The organism is Vibrio jasicida 090810c (genome assembly GCF_002887615.1).
Lineage (GTDB): Bacteria > Pseudomonadota > Gammaproteobacteria > Enterobacterales > Vibrionaceae > Vibrio > Vibrio jasicida.
The window spans coordinates 2,131,060-2,150,937 of the sequence record NZ_CP025793.1 but is presented as its reverse complement, the minus strand read 5'-3'; the positions used below and the strand labels follow the sequence as shown (position 1 = coordinate 2,150,937).

Genomic DNA, 19,878 nt, shown 5'->3' with positions numbered 1-19,878 from the left:
AGCGTGAAATGAAGGGGTTCATTTTACGTGTCACTTGGAAGGAAAAGGAAAGAAAAGGATGAAAAAATTAAGCGCGGCAATTTTAAGCTTAGGCGTTGTGTTTGGTGTTCATGCCGAAACATGGAAGTTTGCTTCAGAAGAGGACAAAACGGACGTTCAAGATATCTACGCTCAGAAGTTTGCGGAGGTGATTAAGAAAGAATCGGATGGTGATATTCGTGTTCGTATTTACTACTACGGACAACTGGGCACTGAAAACGACATCGTCGAACTAGCAGCAAAAGGAACCATTCAATTCGTATCTGTTGGCGCAGGTCACTTAGGTTCATATGTTCCTGAAGTTCAGGCAGTCAGTTTGCCTTACGTGCTGGGTACGGATGAAAAAATCACGCATCAGGTCTTAACGGAAAGCCCGACGATTTATAACCAACTCGCCCCTAAGTTTGAGAGTGTAAACCTAAAATTACTGTCCATGATGTCTGAAGGCGAGATGGTATGGGGAGGTAATAAACCGATTCGTACACCAGAAGATTTCGCCAATCAAAAGATCCGCACTTTTACGTCAACGATTCCTGTCGAAACTTACAAAGCATTTGGTGCAACGCCGACACCTTTATCTTGGGGAGAGGTTTATGGCTCTCTTCAACTGAAAACGATTGATAGCATGGTCAACCCAATCTACTTCATATACAACGCTAAATGGCATGAAGTTCAAGACTATTTGATGTTCCCGGGGCAGCAGCCTTATGTGAGCACCGTTTCGACCAACAGCAAGTGGTACAACGGTTTGTCTAAGGAAAAGCAAGCCATGGTTGATAAAGCGATCAAAGCCGCAGACCAGGCTGCCTACGATTACCAAATTCGCATCAACAAAGAAAATATGGACAAGATCCTCAAAGAGCGCCCAGATCTTCAAGTCGTCGTACTTTCTGATGATGAAAGAGAGCGCTTTAAAGTGTTGAGTGAAAAGCTTCATGATACTTACTTTGATGTTGTTGCGAACGCTTATCCAGCCAATCAACAGACAGAAGCTCGTCAAGGAGCGAAAGCCATTCTTGAAAATATTCTAGATGATGTAAGAAGTTGGCCGTCACCTCGACCACAAGATGACGGTATTTCATTATTGGCATCAACATTAGCAGAAGTCAGTTTACGAACTCATAAAATCGGCGCAATGATCGGGCCGGAAACACACTTACGCATGCCCGCACAGAACTTCCAGCAACTTCAAACTCTATTGAGTCGGCATAATGTTGTCGATGTATCACAGATTGTCCGTGATATTCGTAGCGTTAAGTCTAAAGCTGAAATTGACAAGATTCGTTTTGCTTGTCAGGTCACCGCCGCTGGGTTTGAGTTCTTAAAGCAATACCTTGCAGTCGGCATGACAGAGCGCCAAGCTTGTAAAGCCATGCAAATTGAAATGTTACGGTTAGGTGCTGACAGTTGCCCTTATTTGATATCTGGATCGGGAGCTGGCGGTTATGACAGCATCATTATGGGGCCGACCGATAGAGAACTAACAGAAGGCGATGTGCTGATTATTGATACCGGAGCAAACTATGATGGTTACTTTAGTGACTTCGACAGAAACTATGCCTTTGGTCAAATAGATGAAGAGGCTCAGCTGGCGTACGATACGGTCTATCAAGCGACGGAAGCGGGGCTAATAATTGCAGAGCCGGGCAGAAGCACAGGTGATCTTTGGCAGGCAATGTGGTCTGTACTCGAGAAAAACGGCGCGTTAGGGAATGATGTCGGACGCATGGGGCATGGGCTTGGAATGCAACTGACGGAATGGCCATCTCATGTTCCTAACGGTGATGTGATCTTAAAACCCGGTATGGTATTAACGCTTGAACCTGGGATGGTATTCGCACCGAATAAAATGATGGTGCATGAAGAAAATATCGTCATTACTGAGAATGGGTGTGAGCTGCTTCATGAACGAACGTGGAAGACCTTACCTGTCATCGTTTGATGGGTAAAATACAAGAAAGCCGAGCACTATGCTCGGCTTTCTTGTATCTGAAGGTCATCAACACCGGCACTAACATCGATATCTACATCGGTGACCTTTTGTAGAGTCGGTTCAACGGCATTCTTATAGGTTCTCTTGGTGACGTTCTTTTGTAGCAAGAGGTTGTTTGGGTAAGTCGAAAAGTCGCCGTCTTCATGCTTTATCAAGGTGTGAAACAAACGAATGTCTGTGATCATCCCTTCAATTCCTGCACCATCATCAATACGAATGTTATCGCCTACACGGTAAGGGAAAACGAAGAAGATAAGAAAGCTGGCAGTGATGTTGCTCAGAATTGACCACTGAGCAATAAAGCTCACGCCTAGAACGGTAAACACAGAAGAAAGGAAGATAGAAAAATTCCCGTAGCCAATACCACTCACGAGCAAAAAAGTAGCAAATAAGAAGGCGAACAACAAAATGTTCACCGTTCTGGTAATGAATAATATTCTTGGTGGTTTGACTTTTTTATTCCGCGCTAACGTAGTGAGTGCTTTCGTCGCGATCTTACTGAAGATTTGATAAGCCAAAATGAAAATCAGACCGAGCAGTATGTCGTAGTCACTCAGGATTTGTAGAAATTGTTCAATCGATGACAGCATTACGTTCTCCTCTTTATAGGGCGAGTGTACGGTCAACCATCGGAAAAAGCGTCAAGTCTCTCTCAGCAAAAAATCATATCTCTCTCATGTCATTTTATAAGCCAAAGAAACCGTTTCTTTTGGTACGAACTTTTCACCTTTGGTGGTTTTGAGTTTATTTAAAGCTATGAAATTAAGGTGGTTATTTGTTTTATATTTTCTTTATCTTTTTCTAAGTGCTTTGTGATGTGGTTATGAAACGGGTGAATACAATAGCCTTCCTCTGATTAACCACAACCTTGGAGAAAGTGATGACACTTATCGCGATCAAATTGCTTTACGTGTTCTACAAAGCAATGAAAAGACGCTACTCATAATCGCGTCATTAGGGAACAACTCACCCAAAGCACCTAAGAACGGAATACAGACTTCCCCATGTTAGAGAGGGGATTTGAGCGCAAGGTAGTGCCTGCTTAGGAGAGAGTGGATATTGAATAACTATTCTTTCGTACTTTGCACAGAGAACTTAAATAATGAATCTCGACTACTTTATCGCCTTCGGCACGTTACTCATGTTAGAACTCATTCTGGGTGTCGATAACATCGTCTTTATTACCATCATGACTGAGCGTCTTCCTGCTCATTTGCGCCAACGCGTACGTAATCTCGGTATCGGTTTAGCAGTGTTAAACCGCATTGCGCTGGTATTTTCGGTATCTTGGTTGCTGTCTTGGAAAGAACCGTTTGTCGAATACCAAGGGGTATCACTCTCTTGTAATGATCTTATCTTTATTGTTGGTGGTGCATTCTTGTTGTTTAAAGGCATCAAAGAGCTTTGGGCATGGGTCGTGCCTATTGAAACTCCACCACATCAATTCTTTGCTGGGCAAGTTGGCACGGTAATATTGCAGATTATTGCGGTGGACGTGGTGTTTTCTCTCGATTCATTGATTATCGCGGCAAGCCTTACGCAGGACATTACCATTCTTGCTGGTGTGATCATCTCTTCAAGCGTGATTCTGATGTTGATGGCGAATAAAGTTCAGGCTGTGATTACTCGCCATCCTGGATTGAAAGTGCTCGCGCTGCTATTCCTCATTGTATTAGGTGCGCTGCTGATTGTTGAAGGGTTGGGGCTAAATATCGATAAGCACTACGTTTACAGTGCGCTCGCGTTTGGTTTGCTGCTTGAGCTATGCCATATCTTAATCAGCCGACAACCTTCTTCTCGACGTGTGGCAGGACAGTACTTCTAAACTTTAATGCGAAGCTAACCACTACGGGTTAGCTTCGCTTTTTACGCTTTGCAATTCTTTAATCATGGTGTCCAAGTTGCTGTCAAAGAACAATGGACCCGCAAGTTTCAGTGCAATTGGCGACGACGTATTTTGTGTCGCTTGCAAATACAGTTCTTTTGCCCCGCTTGTGTGACCGCGAGCTTCTTCCGCTTTCGCTAGTAATAGATAAGTTAATGACGTTTGCTGATTGTACGGAATCGACAACAGTATTTGCGATGCTTTGTCCGGATTGTCTTCTGACAGCGCCAAGATTGCGTTGGCTTCACACACTCTTGGGTTATTCCCTCGCTTCAAAACTTCAGACAAGGAAGAGGAATATTCCTTGTTGAGTGCTTCAATCACTTGCTGCTTATTGGCTTCGTCTTTGGTAAACACCCTTAACACTTCACCGATGTAGCTTACCGAAATGGTGTAGGCATTATCTGGTGCGAGGGCTTTTGCTTGACGAAAATATGCCATCGCATTTTCATAGCCAGCGTTGTTGTACAAAGCGCCCGTCCCAGACATCAAAGCTTTTACTGCTTCTGGATCTTTAGGGAAGATTGACACATTGTGTTCCAACTCTTCTTCCGGCACCTCAATGTACATCGCGCGTAGCATGTCATCTATCATGGATGGGAAAGTTTGATGAAACCGTTCAAAGTTGGTCGAGTAACGACGATTCAAATGAGTCTGCCCTGAAACGCGATTGTGATACTGGAACAACAAACGCAGCTTTTTTCCATCGCTGCTCTTGCTGGTGGAGATGTTGAACTCTACTGCGGCGAGTTTTCTGTGTTCTTTGGATTTGACCACACGAATGTTGCTGTAAAACCCTATGTGTTCCATGAACTTAATGACGATACCGTACAGTTCTGGTCGTGCTTTCACATCTTCACTGACATTCAATACTGCATAACGAAATTCGTAATGGCTTAAGTGCCCGGTGTGAGAATCAGGGTTCGGCTTTGGGTCGTCTGCGCGAAACAGTAAAAATGCCGCCTGAATAAGAACAATCAAAGAAAGTGCGCCAATTAAGATGGGTTGTTTGCTCTTTTTAGGGCGAGATTCAACGACCTCTACTGCGGGTTTCGAGGCTTCAGTTTGTGACTCTTCCTCTTCAATTACCTGATCTTCCGGTTTCTGTATCGCGATTTTTTCCAGTTTTACTTCGCCATCAAATCGATACCCACGCTTTGGTACGGTGACGATGTAGCTGCATTCCTGTTGGCTGTGTTTTTTCAGCACTTTTCTGAGTTCAAATACCGCTTGGGTGACCACTTGATCGGTCAATACACTGCCGCCCCAGACTTGCTCGATAAGTTCATCGCGCGTGTGAGTCAGTCCTGGATTCAGACATAAGAACTCAAGCAACTTTGAGAGACGGTTATCAATCGTAATGCATGAGTCAGCAAACTGTATTTGCCCCTCATTGGGCACAAAACGCCACTCATCTACGATAAAACTGATGTTTTTGTCAGGCATTCACACTCGCTCTTCTATTTTTTATTCATCTCATTGAGTAAATGTAGTCTCAATTGGATGATTTTGCTGACAATTTAAAGCGCGAGTAACGTGATTTTCTACACATTCCGTTATCGGAACGCCGATTTTTGCTCTCTACCTTTAATGCCTCCCCTTTTACCTAGGAAATCAACACTGAATGGAAGAAAAGTTCCAATTAATTTGTTTGTTTTACCCTCTATTTTGATGTTTAACTCTATGTATTTATTGGTTTTATATTTTGTTTATATGCTAGTGATGAAGTTTTATTAACTGCTGAGTTTTACGTTATGTCACCGCAGCGAAAACACAGGATGATGCATCCCACACCGCAAGTGAGGGGCGAGCTTCTTAAAAGAGAAAAGGCGCAACGTTCCCTGAAGTCACTTGCAATAAGGAAATAAAAAATCGATGCATGAGCATCACGTACTGAAGGATTAGGGAATGTTAGTCAACCTTTTATATTGAGAGTTATTAAGAAATGAAACTGAACAAATTTATTCTTCCAATCGCTGCTATCTTCTTTGCTACACAAGCTGCTGCTAACCCATACATTGGTGCTAGCTACCTATATTCTGAATACCAAGTAAAGAACGAGAACACAGACTTTAGTGATCAAAACAGCGGTTACAACCTTTACATCGGTTACCAGTTTAACGACCTACTGTCGATTGAAGGTGGATATGCAGATTTCATCGATACGCACAAAGACTTCGAGCACATCTACTCTGATGCTTGGCTAGCAAGTGCGAAACTAACACTACCAATCACTATTTTCGACGTTTACGGTCGTGTCGGTATGGGTCACTTCCAAACGAACCTTGGTGATTCAAACGACATCTACTACGGCGTAGGTGCAGGTGTGACATTGGGCCCAGCTCGCGTTGCACTTGAGTACACCATGTACGAAGCAAAAGTTGTTGAGAACAGCTACGCGCTAAGTGCAGAGTTCCGCTTCTAAAAAAAGCAACGACTTGTCCTAGTTGTTTTCCACTGCGCTTATGGAAGAGTGCGGTGGTTTTCTTTGTTCCATTTTTGCAAACCTGACTTACTTGTCTTTATTTCGTCGTGTTGGACTGGCATGGTGATTCGGTAACTGACATTCCAATAAAGAGAAGGACTTAACCATGGAAGTACTCAAAGGCTCATGTCTGTGTGGCAAGGTGAAACTCGAAGTCGCGGATGAATTTAAATACATGGGCAATTGTCATTGCTCTGAATGCCGCAAATTTACCGGATCCGATTACTCGTCAGCGGGTGGCGTTGCACTGGATAAACTGATTGTGATTGAGGGCGCGGAACACATCCAAACCTATCAGAAGAGCGCCAATACCGAACTCTCATTCTGCCGTCACTGCGGCTCTAGCCTTTATTCGAAGAAAAACAACGGTATCGTCAATGTGCGCTTGGGCATTCTTGATGATGTGCCTTCCCATAAGCCAAGCTTCCATATTTTTGTCGCATCCAAAGCACCTTGGAATGACATTACTGATGACCTTAAGCAATTCGAAGCCGAACCCAAGCTATAAGCTGGTTTGAGGCTGAGCATCGTACCAAATCAGAAAGCATTTAAAGTTGTGAGATAGAGCCACTCAAATGAGTGGCTTTTTGCTTTTGAGTGGCAGTAATATCCGACACTATACGGATACGGTTAAATAACATCGACAGATTTTGAGAGAACATCAGTGAGCGAAGAATACAACCAAGCCATCTCTAAGCATTACGCGGCTTATCGTCCGCCGCTGCATCAAGTCATCCTACAAGCTAACTTAGATGCGTTACCCCAGTTCCAGTTGGGATTAGATATTGGCTGTGGTACGGGCGTATCAACACTGGCATTGGCTAAATACTGTCAGCAACTGCATGGTGTGGATCCGAGCACGTCAATGATTGAGCAAACCAAACCATCAGCAGGTATCGAGTATCATGTCGGCGATGGTGAGCATGTGCCACTGCCAGACAACAGTGTGGATGTAGTGACGTTTGCAGGCTCACTTTCTTACGCAAAGTCTGCGGCTTTGGTGACTGAGCTTCAACGCGTCTGCCAATCTGCAGCGCACGTTGTGGTGTACGATTTTGAAGTGTTGCTCGAAAAGCCCCTCAAGCTGTTAGGCATAGAGATGGAACTGATGGAGTCCAACTATGACCACGCTATCAACTTCAGTGATTGTGACGCTTTCCAAGCGATGAAGGTTTACAAGGAGACCGTAGAGCTAGAAGTCAGCGCTGAAGAGCTGGCGCATGTGCTGTTTTCTTCTTCAAAGCGTTACACCAATTTGGTTGAAGCATTCTCAGGAGATGACCCATTCGCAAACGCTGTTGAGGCTTTGAAGCAACTTAGCAAAAAACACGTTATTCAAGCCGATACCTATTTCGCGATGTACCAGATAAATGCGTGAAGTTCACGCCAATTAATGACTTACAAGGCCGCTATCACAGTGGCCTTTTTGTTCCTTGAAACTGTGAAATACGCTCCGTTTTTCTTTTGTGTGTGAATTTGCGGTCAGATTTTGAGTAACTGTTTCATCTGTAAGTAAATCCAAAGGAAAGTGCGGTCAAACTCTAATTTTGGAGGCAGGGGCTTGTGGTAGGCTCACTTCAATTATGGGGCAGAACCACCATCAAATTAGCAAGCCTTTCTATTTGAGCACCGGGATGCTGCCTATTTCCAGATCTGCACTGTTACCTTAGGACCCCATTATGGCGAAAGCACTAAAAATCGAATTTGGTCGTTACCTGAATATGGACCAAGTTGTGACGTTCGAACTCAGCCATGATTCCATCAAAATTACGTCGACGGTCGAGTCTTTTGCTCATGTTTATATCGGCATTGATGGTAAAACAGAATACGCCGATTGCTTTGTCTCGGTACAAGACTTTCACCGAATTAAGCGTGAACTGTGTGACTACATGGGCATCGACGAGCCAACGCTATTAATTGACTGATCACTCAAAAATGACAACAAAATTACAAGTACAGTATGCGGTGTTGCAACTTCTAGTCTAACTTTTAACAACCACTGGCTAGGGTGAGCAATAACACGGCGGCGAAGACCGTCCGTTCACCAAATACAATAAGGGACGTTATGTCTGATAAATACATCTCAATGATCCAGGACTTTTTTCATGTGTTCGAAGCACTGAACCAGTACGTCTTGGATTCCTACGGTGAATTGGCAGCGTGGGAAACTCAATTGGTGAGGCTTGATATTGACCAAGGTGATAAAGAAAAGTCGTATGACGTCGCGCAAGTCGCGAGCATGCTTAACTTTTCGGAAGGCGCAGTAAAATCATTCTTAGTGGTATACAGCTTCTTAAGTAATAACCTTTACGATCTCATTGGTAATCGTGAGTACGAAGATTGGGGTACGGACGGCAACAGCCTGCAAGTCGAGTATTCTGATCTGACGATCGAATCATTTGATGCAGACCAAATTGCTCCGCTGATGGAACGTCGCGTCTACTTCGAATGGACGTTTGATGCATTACAACGTACCTACGATGAAATGATGGCAATCAGCCACGGAAGAATTGCCTGACAGATTTAATGTTTACTTAAACATCTGAGTAAACATTAAAGCAAATACAAAAGCCGCTCATTGTAGCGGCTTTGTTTTTGGAGCTTTCAAACGTTTCTGTTTCCTCTTCTTACAACTCTTGAATTAAAATCTACCGGCTAATCACGTATTGTGATGATTAGCGATTTACTTGTTAGAAGAACAAATATGAAAAAGACAATCTCAATAATGGTTTTAGCAATGGCACTTGTCGGCTGTGATGACGCAAGCAAAGCCATTGACCAAGCACAAGAAGCCGCAAACAAAGCGATTGATACGGTTCAAGAGCAGATGGATTCAGTAGAAGAAGCGTTTAACCTAGACCAATTTGGTGATGCTGCGGAATCTGCAGAAGAGTTTGCGGCATCGGTTGAAGAAGCAATGAATGTGGATTTCAGTGACCCTGAAGCACTTATTGAAGCGAAAGAACACATTGCCAATGCTTACGCTTGTTTGGTGGAAGCGTCTTCTGAATCGACAGTGGATAAGGTGATGGATAAAGTGATGTCATCTATCGGCAGCGAAGAAACCAAATCTCTGATTGAAGAAGGCATCGAGAAAGCACAAGCCGCAAAAGAGTGCGTGATGTAATCGCTCTCAGTGAATCAGACCGATGAAAAAGGGGATAGTGATATCCCCTTTGTTGTTTCTATCTGTTGTTGTTTTTACGCTGTGCCGGATCTACTCGCTTTTCAGCTCTTGCTGGAAGTAATCCATACAAAGCTGCTGAGTTTCCGGTTTAATACTGACTTGCTCGTTCTTTCGCAGCGATAGATACAGCTCTACGATCTTTTCAAATGCAGGAATCAGCGCTTCTCGTTCTGGCATGGCGACGGTTTGTTTTAGCTCCGCCGCAAACGCAGGCATGCGTGATTCTATTTTTCTCACGCCAGAAGGAGTCAACCCTTGTTGTTTCAGGGCTAATGGCGATATCGCAACAGAGCGTAGGAACGATAAAAATTCCGCGGCCTCAAAGTATTCCCCACGCGCAATCTTGGTTGCGCCGTAATGAACCCAAATCCAAAAGCGATCTTCAATCCACTGTGGATCCGGTTGTGGGTAATGAGGCTTCGCAATTTCGAAGACTTGCGATAGCTGCCCGTCGCGTTCCCAAAGCACTTTAGTGTCATCAACACGAGTGGCTGCATCCGGCAAAGAGACAAATTTGAAATCGACATGAATCGCATCTGGCGCGTAGATTGCGATCACTAATCTTGGTTCTCCCACGTGTTCACCAGTGAAAGCCGCGACTTGACCTTCTACTTGGTCGATAAGCGCAAAGCGCTCTGCCATTACCGAATCAAAATCTTCAGGGTTGATGGCGATGACCAAATCCAAATCACTGTATTTATCCATAGAGTCAGAGGCGTAAGAGCCACTTGCACCAATGCCGAGAATGCGTGGGTCAGCAGTAAATACCGCAAGGATTTTGCTTAGAAGTTGTTTATGAGTTTGAGGAAGCGTGCTTGAGAATTTCATATTTTACCTATTAATCATGGTTGATATTAGAACCATCAGCAGGATGGTTAGTGCGGTAAAATTAGCGCAGCATTACAATATGGCGTGAAGCATCTTAAGACGCAACAAAAACCGCTCAAAATTGAACGGTTTTGATATGGACTGTTAATTACTTCAGCGAGTTATGGTGCATAAACTGCTCGTCGATGCCTTTCAGTTTTATGTCATCCATGATGAAGTTCACCGTATTCAGTAAGCGCTGTTCGCCTTTAGGGATCAAGTAGCCAAACTGACCTTTGGTGAAGGGGTCTTCGCAGCGAACCGCTTCTAAACGCTCGTCCGTGACTTGGTAGAACAACCCCTCCGGAGTTTCTGTCACCATGACATCAACTTTGCCCGCCGCGACGGCTTTCGGTACGTCTAAGTTGTTTTCGTAGCGGGTGAAATGAGCTTGTTGCAGGTTTTTATCCGCAAAGGCTTCATTTGTACCACCGATATTGACGCCGACTCTAACCGAAGGGTCGTTAACTTTTTCGAGCGTATTGAATTGCTCTGCTTTGCCTTTTGCAACCAAGAAACACTTACCAAATGTCATATAGCCTTGTGTTTGCTCTGCGTTCAGTTGGCGTTGCATTTTACGTGTGATACCACCCATGGCGATGTCGTATTTGTCTTCATCAAGGTCATTGAGTAGATCTTTCCATGTGGTTCGAACCAGCTTCAATTTGACGCCTAGTTGCTCCGCAATGTGGTTGGCGACATCAATGTCATAACCAGAATAACTTTTGCCGTCATAGTAAGAAAACGGTTTGTAATCGCCCGTTGTTCCAACACGTAAGGTGCCTGATTTTTGTATGTCTTCCAGCTTATCGGCTTGGGCAACCCCGGAAAGTGCCAGTGCTACGGAAGCAAGTAAAAGTGTTGTTTTTTTCATTGTCGTTGTTTTATGTGTTGTGTTTGTTTGAACACTCAAAGTAACAGGAAGTATCAGAAAAAGAGATCAAACCAATAAGAAAAAACACCATATTGAAGAAAAAATAGCGACATTGAATGTGATTGCATTTGCCAATTTATACGTATGAAAAAGCAAAATTTTTCTTATGAATGGCAGAGTGTTATGAATCGAATTCACCCTAAAAAGTTACTTCGCAGCAAATGGACTGCGACAGAGCCGGTAAACAAAGAGAAGCACTTCATCATTTCAGAAATGGAGTTTGATGAAGAAGGCAACGTCGTGAGGTGCGTGATTGAAGCGGTTATGACCAAGCGAGAGCGCGAGCTAGATTGGCATGATTTGAAAGACACGCAACAGTGGCGACAAGGATGGAAATAAGCAGGCGCGATAACAAAAACGAGATGGAGTTAGAAAAGTCATCAAAATCAATAGGCTCGTCTTAGAGACTTTGCTATTAATTGATGAGTGATTTTATTTACATTCTAAGGCAACACCATGATCGATTTCGAAAACTCATCCATATTCAAACTCAAGCCGATTGAAACTTCAAAGGTGCGCGACGATTTCCACAAGTTCTTGATTGAAGGAGAAAGTATTTTTGCTGGCTTCAAGACCGTGCGTGACCAAGTGGTGTTCACCAATAAGCGTGTTATTGCAGCCAATGTACAAGGGATTACAGGGTCAAAAGTTGATTACACTTCTCTGCCATACAGCAAAATTAACGCTTTCTCGGTTGAAACGTCTGGCACACTTGATCTGGATTGTGAAATTGAATTGTTCCTAAGTGAAGTCGGGCGAGTGCGGTTTGAGATCAGGGGCTCTTTTGACCTCGTATCGTTTAACAAAATGATCAGCGAGCACGTACTCGCTTAGACAATGGTTTAAGCGCTAATTCAGCCAAAGACAAGGAGTCATCATGGCGACACAAAAACAAGGCAAGGAAGCATTAAGTAAACGCAGCAAGTCTCTGATATTTATCCTTGGTTTCTCTGCTGGGGTTATTTTCTATCTAATGATTCGATGAGTGTTAACGATAGATAACACGTTTTAAGGAAGCATTACATGCTTCCTTTTTTCATTCCTTTGATTTGTTATCTGAGCGAAATGTTGAAACCAGCAAGAGAGATAAATAGCCTTCTAAATTCAATTATTGATATGTGTACACTTGCTTAATGATTTGTTGCACGATATTTTCCCTATTAATGGATGAAAAATAGTGTTTTTCTCTAATTTGGAAAATGCGTTAATAATGAACATTATGGTTTTTGGCTGCTAGCGATATGAGGTGAGTTATCGATACCCAAGTTTACGATGTATTCTGTTCTGAACAAGCGCAAGGTAACCCTTGTGGCGTGGTGTTTTTGTCTCATTGGTTAAGTGATTCAGAGATGTTGTCGATTGCACAAAGTGTCGCACAACCTGTCACCTCATTTCTTAGTCATATCGATAACTGTTGGCACATTCGTTGGTTTTCTTTGACCAGCGAGATCAACCTGTGTGGTCATGGCAGTATGGGGGCTGGTGCGGCCTTGATTGCTCGCCTAAAGCAGCGTTCTGTTAAGTTACACAGTGATTATGGCGACATTACTATCGTTAAGCATGGTTGCCAGTATCAAATGGCACTTCCATCATGGGAAGGTAAGCCAGTGCCGACGAGTTTGGATTTAAGCTTGTTAAATCTGGAGCCATCGGGAGTGCAGGCAGTTGATGTGTTTACTACTCGCGATCTTGTTGTGGTGTTGGAATCAGAACAGCAAGTGAACCGTTACCATCCCGATTTTACTTGCCTAAAACAAATCCGAGATTTCCATGCGGTGATGGTTACCGCTCAACGAGGCCCTAACGATTACGTATTGCGCTATTTTGCACCCAAAATTGGAATTGATGAGGATATTGCAACGGGCTCGGCACAATGCACGTTAGCGCCATATTGGTTTAAGAAGTTGGACGTCGACTCACTGAACGCTTCTCAGCTTTCAGAGAAGGGTGGCTTTTTCCAAATTGCGAAGCTAAGTGCAGATACGATCGTGATTTCTGCGTCGGTGCATTTGAGAGTTCAGTAAAGCCTCTCTTCAAATACATCGGTACGTAAAACACATTTATGGTGTTTGCGAATTCCTTTGTTGTCGCGAAATGACAAGACAAGCGGTTTTGGTTTCTTTACCTTTCGACATTTAGACAAAGTGAAGGGCAGAGGATGGCGGTTGTATTTGAAGGTGTCCCTTTGGTTAGAGCGGAGTGGGTGCATTATTTAGCGGAGCTCTATAAGCGGAGTGATGTCGATGTGCATCAGCTTATAAAGGTAACACAGGCGCCAGAAGATATTCAGATTACTGATGTTGAGTTTCTACCTGAAACCACGCTTAAAAATCTTATTTTAGCGTTTGGGAAATCTTGCTCACCAGAAACCTTTATTTACACCATCTGGGGGATGTGTCGTGATTTGTATGTGCCTAAAATTTTAGAACAGTTATCCCTGACTCCATCAATGACGGTAGCGGAAGGCATCGAAGAGTTTTGCCGTGTGATTCCCCTGTTCTCAAATAACACTCGTATTGGTCTTGAGCGTTACCACAATCATCTTTGGTTTGCTCGATACAAAGATGGTGAAGCTGAATCATGGTACCAATATGCTGAGTTATTCAGTGTTATCTTCATGGATGAGTTGGTTGATGCGCTCTCGAACTCTAAGCAAAAAACGTTGAATATGAGTCTAAAGTGCGCAGGGGTGGCACCGTTTTTTAACTGCTCTCAGCTTCAGCATATTCAGTTCTATACTAATCGTGCAGCTACAGGCATTCAGCTCGATGATGGCATCTTAAGCCAAATGGTTTGTATGCCCAGTAAAAGACAATCTGTTGTGAAAGCGGCTCTTAGTGAGATACCAACGTCTTTTCTTCCTTCTTTTCGATTAGCCATTCAGCCTTATACCTCTATGGGACGGCTTTCTATTCTCGACGCGTCGCGTATTTTGGGGATCAATAAACGAACTTTGCAACGGCGCTTGTGTATGGCTGGCGTCACCTATAGCGATGTCATTGAAGAATTACTGTTGGAAAGAAGTTTACGCTTATTAAAAGATTCACATCTATCAATCACAACCATTGCGTCGTCATTGGGGTATACCGATACAGCAAACTTTACTCGATTTATTCGAAGAAAATTGGGAGTAACGCCGTCTGCTTATCGGAAGGCATCGTCTTTTCTTACGTCTTAGCGCATAAAGTGACATTTCGGCTAAAGAGAGTGTGCCGACGGAATAGTTCAGTTTGGTGGCACGAGGTGACAATTTATATTTCTCTCAATCCATAAGATTAGGAGTATCGAAACCAAAGAGAGAAGCAAACATGTCACATCGATTCCATGAATACCGTTCACCGCTTACCCAATCCTTTGAACACGCCATTGACTACTTAGAGTCATTAAATGAGCGACCTGTAGACAAGTGCATCACTTCTCAGGAGTTGAGACAAGCGATTGGTGGGCCACTCCCATTGACACCAACGCAGCCGTCAGTCGTTATCAATGAGATGGTTAAAAATGTTGATGCAGGCTTGATCGCAACGGGGGGACCACGTTTCTTTGGCTATGCCATTGGCAGCTCTTTCCCTGCTTCACTGGCGGCAGATTGGCTGGTGAGCGCATGGGACCAAAATGTACCGTATTACGTTGCTAGTCCAGCTTTGTCAGTGGTTGAAGAAACCGCCGCAGAATGGATGACCCAACTACTTGGCTTGGCGCCAAATTCGGGTATCGGCTTTACATCTGGTGCCCAAGAGGCGATTTATACAAGCCTTATTACCGCTCGTAATGCACTTTTAGAACGTGCAGGCTGGGATGTGGCAAGTCAAGGTATGTATGGTGCGCCGCGTATTAATGTTGTTGTGAGCGATCAAATTCATTCAACGATTAAACGTGCTCTTTCCATGATTGGAATCGGTTTGGAAAACATTGTTAAAGTTCCAACGGATGAAAACCTACGCATAATTCCAGATTCCCTGATGGAGACCATTACTGCACTTGAGGGACCAACCCTAGTTTGCGCGCAAGCAGGCTGTATCGACTCAGGAGCTTTCGACCCTTTCCATGTACTTGCTGATGCCGTTGCTGCTCATGGTAATGCATGGTTGCATGTTGATGGCGCTATTGGGCTTTGGGCGGCAGCGAGTGCAAAACATCGTTATCTACTGGATGGTATCGATAGAGTTGATTCAATTGATACAGATGGTCATAAGTGGTTTAACATGCCTTATGACTCGGGAATGGTCATCGTGAAGAACGCAAGTTTGCTGGCTCAAGCGATGGGCGGCAGCAATATGGGTGACTACCTTAATGACGCGATGGATAAGCCAGATCGCAATGCGATCAACTTTGGGATTGGTGCTTCGCGTCGAGCTCGTGGTGTGCCTGTTTATGCTGCGTTTAAGTCATTAGGTAAGCAGGGGATCGAAGACCATGTTGACCGTTGTACTGCACTTGCACAATGTATGGCAGAAAAACTTTCAACAGTGGATGGCATCACTATCCTCAACGATGTGGTGTCGAATCGTTTTTCAGCACAGTTTGGTGAAGGAGGCGAGGAATATCGCAATGAGCTAACGGCCCGTGTTGTACATCGACTGCAACAAGAGGGAACTCTTTATCCATCGACTTCTGGTTATAAGGGGCTTAAGACCATGCTGTTTTCTGTACTAAGTTGCCATACTTCCAAGGAAGATATCGATTTGTCAGCAGAAAAGATCATCGAAGCTTACCTGACAGAGAAAGAACTAATGAGCACCAAATAACATGTTAATGGTTGACTGTTAGTCGCCGTATCAACGCAAACCCAGCGATAATGCTGGGTTTTTTATTTTGGGTGGATTCTGGTAGGCATGCAATGACAATTAATCCGTCTTTGGTTTCTTTATTCTTTTTAAATGACTTCTTCCATTCAATAAGGATTCCTATATGAAATCAAAACTACTTACTTTTCTCTTTGGATTGATCGTTCTAAATGGATGCTCAAGTGCCTCTCCCGTTGATAGCCACCTTATCAGTGCTTCTGGGGTAGATGTGGCTTTCTTAGTGAGCAAAAATACCGACCTGTTAGGGCAGTTAGAATATTCAAAAGCCGATACAAAGAGTCATGCTGCTCTCAACCAAACTCAAACCGACATCAAGGTATTTAAAGACGAAGAAAATACCTTAACGCTTACTCAGGTGAGAAGCTGCAACAATTGTAATTACCACTTAGTGCATGAACACAAGAATAAGCTGTCCCCAATTGGCGAGGAGCGCCAACATACTTATATCGGTAGAAAAAAGCTGGCGAGCCTTTATTTAGAGCATCCGGTTTATGTGGACAAAATTCGCGCTTTTATCAGTGCCAACCCATCGGTAGCAGAAAGTGAGGAAGCGTGTATTGACGTGATTGTGGCTTTTTCAAAAACGAGTCGTATTGATGTTGGAACGCTCACCAACTGTGCAGCGCCATTAGATAGTCACTCAGTTAAAAACGTACAAATGGTACCATTAAGTTGATGCTTCAATGCGACAGCATCTCAAGATTCACACCAAAAAGAAGAAATACAAAAAGCATACGAATGCCAGTAGCGTTGCAGAGAGCACGGGATAAATGATGTAAGAGTCTTGCTTACTGGTGCGTTGGTAACAAAGCGAAACTAGCAAAATGTTATACACGACCAATAATAAGCTGATCATGGTGCCACTATTCAGATTAAGGCTTGGCAGTTGAGTTAGAAAGAATGCCAGCAACAGATAATCAAAAATGATCAGCCAAAGAAAGGCTTTTTTGAGCGAATCTTTTTGGGTTTTATTGGGCGCGCGTACAGGCATATCGAACTCAACTAAACAGTGATAGCAACAATTATTAGCAATGCAAACAGCAATCGAGATGAAAGGTCACACCATGTATTTGTTGTGACCTTTTTTGATTTTAGAGGTCTTGAATTTTCGCTTTTGGCGTTTCTGAGTCCACCGAATAGCGAATCACTTCTTGTCTGATCACGGGTTGGTTAAATTCTGCTTTTTGCTTGGCTTTCTGTAGTTCACTGTCTTCTTGATTACCGAAGAAGGTCTCTAGCACTTGCGCGGCTGGCGTGGTCAGAATAAATAACTCTATACGACGGTTTTCACTCGAATCGGGTTCGTCAGGATTAAGTAACGCGCGATCCGACATGCCTGTCACTTGCATCACACGCTCATCCGGCATGCCACCCTCGACTAAGGTGTTTCTCGCGACATCCGCTCGTGAAGCCGAAAGCGCCCAGTTAGATTGCTTTCCAAAGCGTTTTTTAAACGGAGTAGAATCGGTGTGCCCACTGATGATGACTGGGTTACTGATGCGCTCAAACACTGGAGCTAAAGCAAGTAATAAGTCTTCAAAGAAAGGCGTCAACTCGGCGCCACCTCGGCTGAACATATGCTGTTTGTAATCATCTTGCAGCACAATACGCAACCCTTGCGGTGTAATGGTGACATTCACGTTACCTTGCGCGCTGATTTGACCTACGACTTCATCAATTACTTTAGCCAGTAGAGCAAGTTGCTCTTGGGTGTCGAAATTGCCTGGGATAAGCGAGTCAATCTCTGGGCCATCGCCATCACCTTGGAAGAAGGAACTGACGACGTGGTTTGAGTTGTGTTTGCTTGGCACAGAAGAGTCCTGTGCCAAGTCGATAGGAGAGATACTTTGTGAGGTATCGAAAGGGTTACCGTAGCTCTTATCAAAAACGCTCGAACTATGAAGGTGCGCGACAATGGCTTTGCGCTCTTCCTTGTCGACCACTTGCATGACCCAAAGGACAAGAAACAGCGCCATCAACGCGATCATGAAGTCGGCAAACGCGACTTTCCACGCGCCACCATGAAACTCATCATGGTTATGTGCTTTCGCGCGTTTGAACACCACATGTTCTTGTTTTTGCATTATCCCTCCTGTTCAGCTAGCCACTTCTCCATTTGGTTGAAAGTTGGTTTGATGTCTAACTGAATGTGTTTACGGCCAGCGTCGATGGCGAGTAATGTTGGCTTCTTCGCGACGTAAGCAACCAAGGTGGCGCGCACGCATTCAAAAGCCGTCATGTTTCGTCTGACTCGCTGAGCCATGGCATTACTGAGTGGATCTAAACAACAGTAACAACCAAAAATACCAATGAACGTACCAACGAGGGCAGCGGCAACGTGATAACCAATCAGCGCAATGGAACCATCAATGGCTTGCATGGTGATGATGATGCCACCGACTGCTGCAAGAATACCGAATCCGGGAAGTGCTTCTGCAGTGCGCTGCATTGAGCGTGAAGGCAGTAACATCTCGGTTTGAATGGCTTCGATTTCTTGTTCTAACAGTCCCTCTAATTCATGAGGCGACATTTGTCCCATTGCCATTAAACGTAAATTGTCGGTAATGAACGAAATAAGGCGATGATCGTTGCTCACTTTTGGGTACGCGAGGAAGATCGAACTTTGTTCCGGTGATTCAATGTGTGAATCTAGGAATTTAAAACCACGACTGCGTGCGGTTTCTAGCAGGTTATTCAGTAGTGCCATCAGCTCCATGTAGTACTCGTATTCCTGACGCGGGCCAGAAATCGTTGCACGCACTTGCTGACGCATTTCTTTTAACACTTGAGGCGGGTTACCGATGATCAGAGAGCCAGCTGTGGCTCCGATGATGATCAGAAACTCGGCCGGTTGCCAAATCGCACCAAGTTTACCTCCTGCCCACATGTATCCACCAAAGACACACAACAGGACGGTAATGGCTCCAAAAAACTTTTGCATCTTTGACTCCTAAGAGGACATTAATTGATTGAGTTGTTTAAGCGCTTGTTTGTGCAACTGACAGATGCGAGGTGGCGTCAGATCGAGCACGAGCGCGATTTCATGTAGGTTGAGTTCGTGTTGATAAAACAGAGTCAGTAGCAACTGGTCGCGCTTCGACATTTTGCTAAGTGCGCAATCTAAGCTACGACGAATATGTTCATGTTCCATCCCGTCGTATTGACCGCCGAAGTGGCTGTCTCCCCCTGTTTCCATTAATTGATCAAGGCTCTGCATTTCGCCCGCCAGCGCTGCATTTTGGCGGTTGTAGAAGTCTTGCTCATCAGTGCCGAGTGCTTTAATGATCTCGGCATCGGTAGGCATTCTGCCAAGTTCACGGGTTAGGTCACGTGTGACGTCGTTTAGTTCGTGTGCTTGTTGACGGGTCTTACGTGAGCGCCAATCTAAGCGGCGAAGCTCGTCTAAAATAGCGCCACGAACCCGACAAACGGCAAAAGCGGGGAAGTGTGTGTCATCCACATCCCCATAACGACGTCCTGCTTCGACGAGCGCAATTAGGCCAATTTGCTGCATGTCTTCAATGCTGCAATGCGAAGTAGCATGAACGCGGAGTTGGTTTACGACGCGTTTCACCATGATTTGATGGCGTTGCAGCAGTGCGTTTTCGTCAATCTGGCGAGACGGTGTATTCACTTCCTCCGTCGCGGTATAACTTTCCTGTAAGTTCATATCCAACATA

Annotated in this window: 21 protein-coding genes and 2 pseudogenes; 15 read left to right on the top strand and 8 right to left on the bottom strand. The window is 44.3% G+C overall.

What is annotated here, in order from left to right:
- Window positions 1-58 precede the first annotated feature (58 nt).
- Window positions 59-1,084 (top strand): annotated as a pseudogene (locus C1S73_RS28170) (TRAP transporter substrate-binding protein); the annotation flags it as partial.
- Window positions 1,067-1,981 (top strand): annotated as a pseudogene (locus tag C1S73_RS28165) (M24 family metallopeptidase); the annotation flags it as partial. The pseudogenes C1S73_RS28170 and C1S73_RS28165, both read left to right, overlap by 18 nt.
- A 26-nt stretch (window positions 1,982-2,007) precedes the next feature.
- Here C1S73_RS28165 and C1S73_RS27000 read toward each other — a convergent pair.
- Entirely contained in the window at window positions 2,008-2,622 is a 615-nt protein-coding gene (locus C1S73_RS27000) for a mechanosensitive ion channel domain-containing protein (protein ID WP_038868311.1), read from the bottom strand.
- Between the two features lie 512 nt (window positions 2,623-3,134).
- Here C1S73_RS27000 and C1S73_RS26995 point away from each other — a divergent pair.
- A complete protein-coding gene (locus C1S73_RS26995; protein ID WP_038868313.1) occupies window positions 3,135-3,857 on the top strand; it encodes a TerC family protein in 723 nt (240 codons plus the stop codon).
- 21 nt (window positions 3,858-3,878) lie between these two features.
- On the opposite strand, the gene C1S73_RS26990 is transcribed toward C1S73_RS26995, so the two are convergent.
- Window positions 3,879-5,363, bottom strand: coding sequence for a winged helix-turn-helix domain-containing protein (locus C1S73_RS26990; protein ID WP_038868314.1), 1,485 nt, complete (start codon window positions 5,361-5,363; stop codon window positions 3,879-3,881).
- Between the two features lie 499 nt (window positions 5,364-5,862).
- On the opposite strand from C1S73_RS26990, the gene C1S73_RS26985 reads away from it, so the two are divergent.
- From C1S73_RS26985 to C1S73_RS26960, 6 genes are all read left to right on the top strand, one after another.
- Window positions 5,863-6,342, top strand: coding sequence for a porin (locus tag C1S73_RS26985; RefSeq protein WP_038868315.1), 480 nt, complete (start codon window positions 5,863-5,865; stop codon window positions 6,340-6,342).
- 166 nt (window positions 6,343-6,508) lie between these two features.
- Window positions 6,509-6,910 (top strand): GFA family protein, encoded by a 402-nt coding sequence (locus C1S73_RS26980; RefSeq protein ID WP_005435931.1) that lies wholly within the window; start codon window positions 6,509-6,511, stop codon window positions 6,908-6,910.
- Between the two features lie 156 nt (window positions 6,911-7,066).
- On the top strand, window positions 7,067-7,780 hold the full coding sequence (locus tag C1S73_RS26975; protein ID WP_038868316.1) for a class I SAM-dependent methyltransferase: 714 nt from the start codon (window positions 7,067-7,069) through the stop codon (window positions 7,778-7,780).
- A 301-nt stretch (window positions 7,781-8,081) separates the two neighbouring features.
- Window positions 8,082-8,327 carry a hypothetical protein gene (locus tag C1S73_RS26970; RefSeq protein ID WP_038868318.1) on the top strand — a complete coding sequence of 82 codons (246 nt, stop codon included), beginning with the start codon at window positions 8,082-8,084 and terminating at the stop codon, window positions 8,325-8,327.
- Between the two features lie 140 nt (window positions 8,328-8,467).
- The gene (locus C1S73_RS26965; RefSeq protein ID WP_038868319.1) at window positions 8,468-8,920 is read left to right on the top strand and encodes a hypothetical protein; all 453 of its coding nucleotides are present in this window, start codon (window positions 8,468-8,470) and stop codon (window positions 8,918-8,920) included.
- 186 nt (window positions 8,921-9,106) lie between these two features.
- On the top strand, window positions 9,107-9,529 hold the full coding sequence (locus C1S73_RS26960; protein ID WP_038868321.1) for a lipoprotein: 423 nt from the start codon (window positions 9,107-9,109) through the stop codon (window positions 9,527-9,529).
- A gap of 90 nt (window positions 9,530-9,619) precedes the next feature.
- On the opposite strand, the gene C1S73_RS26955 is transcribed toward C1S73_RS26960, so the two are convergent.
- Together C1S73_RS26955 and C1S73_RS26950 are read right to left on the bottom strand one after the other, a co-directional pair.
- Window positions 9,620-10,417, bottom strand: coding sequence for an aminoglycoside 6-adenylyltransferase (locus tag C1S73_RS26955; protein ID WP_038868323.1), 798 nt, complete (start codon window positions 10,415-10,417; stop codon window positions 9,620-9,622).
- 148 nt (window positions 10,418-10,565) lie between these two features.
- Window positions 10,566-11,330 (bottom strand): transporter substrate-binding domain-containing protein, encoded by a 765-nt coding sequence (locus C1S73_RS26950; RefSeq protein ID WP_038868325.1) that lies wholly within the window; start codon window positions 11,328-11,330, stop codon window positions 10,566-10,568.
- Between the two features lie 183 nt (window positions 11,331-11,513).
- Between C1S73_RS26950 and C1S73_RS26945 the strand changes: the two genes are divergently transcribed.
- From C1S73_RS26945 to C1S73_RS26920, 6 genes are all read left to right on the top strand, one after another.
- Window positions 11,514-11,729, top strand: coding sequence for a TIGR02450 family Trp-rich protein (locus tag C1S73_RS26945; RefSeq protein WP_038868488.1), 216 nt, complete (start codon window positions 11,514-11,516; stop codon window positions 11,727-11,729).
- Window positions 11,730-11,846: 117 nt separating this feature from the next.
- On the top strand, window positions 11,847-12,224 hold the full coding sequence (locus C1S73_RS26940) for a PH domain-containing protein (RefSeq protein WP_038868327.1): 378 nt from the start codon (window positions 11,847-11,849) through the stop codon (window positions 12,222-12,224).
- Window positions 12,225-12,643: 419 nt separating this feature from the next.
- Window positions 12,644-13,414 carry a PhzF family phenazine biosynthesis protein gene (locus C1S73_RS26935; protein ID WP_038868330.1) on the top strand — a complete coding sequence of 257 codons (771 nt, stop codon included), beginning with the start codon at window positions 12,644-12,646 and terminating at the stop codon, window positions 13,412-13,414.
- Window positions 13,415-13,548: 134 nt separating this feature from the next.
- Window positions 13,549-14,568 (top strand): helix-turn-helix domain-containing protein, encoded by a 1,020-nt coding sequence (locus C1S73_RS26930; RefSeq protein WP_038868332.1) that lies wholly within the window; start codon window positions 13,549-13,551, stop codon window positions 14,566-14,568.
- Between the two features lie 130 nt (window positions 14,569-14,698).
- Window positions 14,699-16,138, top strand: a complete 1,440-nt coding sequence (locus C1S73_RS26925; protein ID WP_038868334.1) for a pyridoxal phosphate-dependent decarboxylase family protein — start codon at window positions 14,699-14,701, stop codon at window positions 16,136-16,138.
- A gap of 163 nt (window positions 16,139-16,301) precedes the next feature.
- Window positions 16,302-16,874 carry a hypothetical protein gene (locus C1S73_RS26920; protein WP_038868336.1) on the top strand — a complete coding sequence of 191 codons (573 nt, stop codon included), beginning with the start codon at window positions 16,302-16,304 and terminating at the stop codon, window positions 16,872-16,874.
- Window positions 16,875-16,901: 27 nt separating this feature from the next.
- Here the strand turns inward: C1S73_RS26920 and C1S73_RS26915 are convergent, their stop codons facing one another.
- The 4 genes from C1S73_RS26915 to C1S73_RS26900 all read right to left on the bottom strand — a co-directional run bounded on the left by C1S73_RS26915 (window position 16,902) and on the right by C1S73_RS26900 (window position 19,877).
- Window positions 16,902-17,189, bottom strand: a complete 288-nt coding sequence (locus C1S73_RS26915; RefSeq protein ID WP_038868338.1) for a hypothetical protein — start codon at window positions 17,187-17,189, stop codon at window positions 16,902-16,904.
- 100 nt (window positions 17,190-17,289) lie between these two features.
- Window positions 17,290-18,282, bottom strand: a complete 993-nt coding sequence (locus C1S73_RS26910; protein ID WP_038868340.1) for a flagellar motor protein MotB — start codon at window positions 18,280-18,282, stop codon at window positions 17,290-17,292.
- Complete coding sequence (gene motA / locus C1S73_RS26905) at window positions 18,282-19,139, bottom strand: flagellar motor stator protein MotA (RefSeq protein ID WP_038868342.1); 858 nt, start codon at window positions 19,137-19,139, stop codon at window positions 18,282-18,284. Before motA ends, C1S73_RS26910 begins: the two co-directional genes overlap by 1 nt.
- 9 nt (window positions 19,140-19,148) lie before the next feature.
- On the bottom strand, window positions 19,149-19,877 hold the full coding sequence (locus C1S73_RS26900; RefSeq protein WP_038868344.1) for a FliA/WhiG family RNA polymerase sigma factor: 729 nt from the start codon (window positions 19,875-19,877) through the stop codon (window positions 19,149-19,151).
- Between the last annotated feature and the right edge of the window lies 1 nt (window position 19,878).

Coding starts and splice junctions, on each gene's coding strand:
- C1S73_RS26970 (WP_038868318.1), top strand. CDS start 8,082: ATGGCGAAAGCACTAAAAATCGAATTTGGTCGTTACCTGAATATGGAC.
- C1S73_RS26965 (WP_038868319.1), top strand. CDS start 8,468: ATGTCTGATAAATACATCTCAATGATCCAGGACTTTTTTCATGTGTTC.
- C1S73_RS26985 (WP_038868315.1), top strand. CDS start 5,863: ATGAAACTGAACAAATTTATTCTTCCAATCGCTGCTATCTTCTTTGCT.
- C1S73_RS26910 (WP_038868340.1), bottom strand. CDS start 18,282: ATGCAAAAACAAGAACATGTGGTGTTCAAACGCGCGAAAGCACATAAC.
- C1S73_RS26980 (WP_005435931.1), top strand. CDS start 6,509: ATGGAAGTACTCAAAGGCTCATGTCTGTGTGGCAAGGTGAAACTCGAA.
- C1S73_RS26995 (WP_038868313.1), top strand. CDS start 3,135: ATGAATCTCGACTACTTTATCGCCTTCGGCACGTTACTCATGTTAGAA.
- C1S73_RS26925 (WP_038868334.1), top strand. CDS start 14,699: ATGTCACATCGATTCCATGAATACCGTTCACCGCTTACCCAATCCTTT.
- motA (WP_038868342.1), bottom strand. CDS start 19,139: ATGCAAAAGTTTTTTGGAGCCATTACCGTCCTGTTGTGTGTCTTTGGT.
- C1S73_RS26940 (WP_038868327.1), top strand. CDS start 11,847: ATGATCGATTTCGAAAACTCATCCATATTCAAACTCAAGCCGATTGAA.
- C1S73_RS26950 (WP_038868325.1), bottom strand. CDS start 11,330: ATGAAAAAAACAACACTTTTACTTGCTTCCGTAGCACTGGCACTTTCC.
- C1S73_RS26930 (WP_038868332.1), top strand. CDS start 13,549: ATGGCGGTTGTATTTGAAGGTGTCCCTTTGGTTAGAGCGGAGTGGGTG.
- C1S73_RS26920 (WP_038868336.1), top strand. CDS start 16,302: ATGAAATCAAAACTACTTACTTTTCTCTTTGGATTGATCGTTCTAAAT.
- C1S73_RS26955 (WP_038868323.1), bottom strand. CDS start 10,417: ATGAAATTCTCAAGCACGCTTCCTCAAACTCATAAACAACTTCTAAGC.
- C1S73_RS26960 (WP_038868321.1), top strand. CDS start 9,107: ATGAAAAAGACAATCTCAATAATGGTTTTAGCAATGGCACTTGTCGGC.
- C1S73_RS26990 (WP_038868314.1), bottom strand. CDS start 5,363: ATGCCTGACAAAAACATCAGTTTTATCGTAGATGAGTGGCGTTTTGTG.
- C1S73_RS26900 (WP_038868344.1), bottom strand. CDS start 19,877: ATGTTGGATATGAACTTACAGGAAAGTTATACCGCGACGGAGGAAGTG.
- C1S73_RS26945 (WP_038868488.1), top strand. CDS start 11,514: ATGAATCGAATTCACCCTAAAAAGTTACTTCGCAGCAAATGGACTGCG.
- C1S73_RS27000 (WP_038868311.1), bottom strand. CDS start 2,622: ATGCTGTCATCGATTGAACAATTTCTACAAATCCTGAGTGACTACGAC.
- C1S73_RS26915 (WP_038868338.1), bottom strand. CDS start 17,189: ATGCCTGTACGCGCGCCCAATAAAACCCAAAAAGATTCGCTCAAAAAA.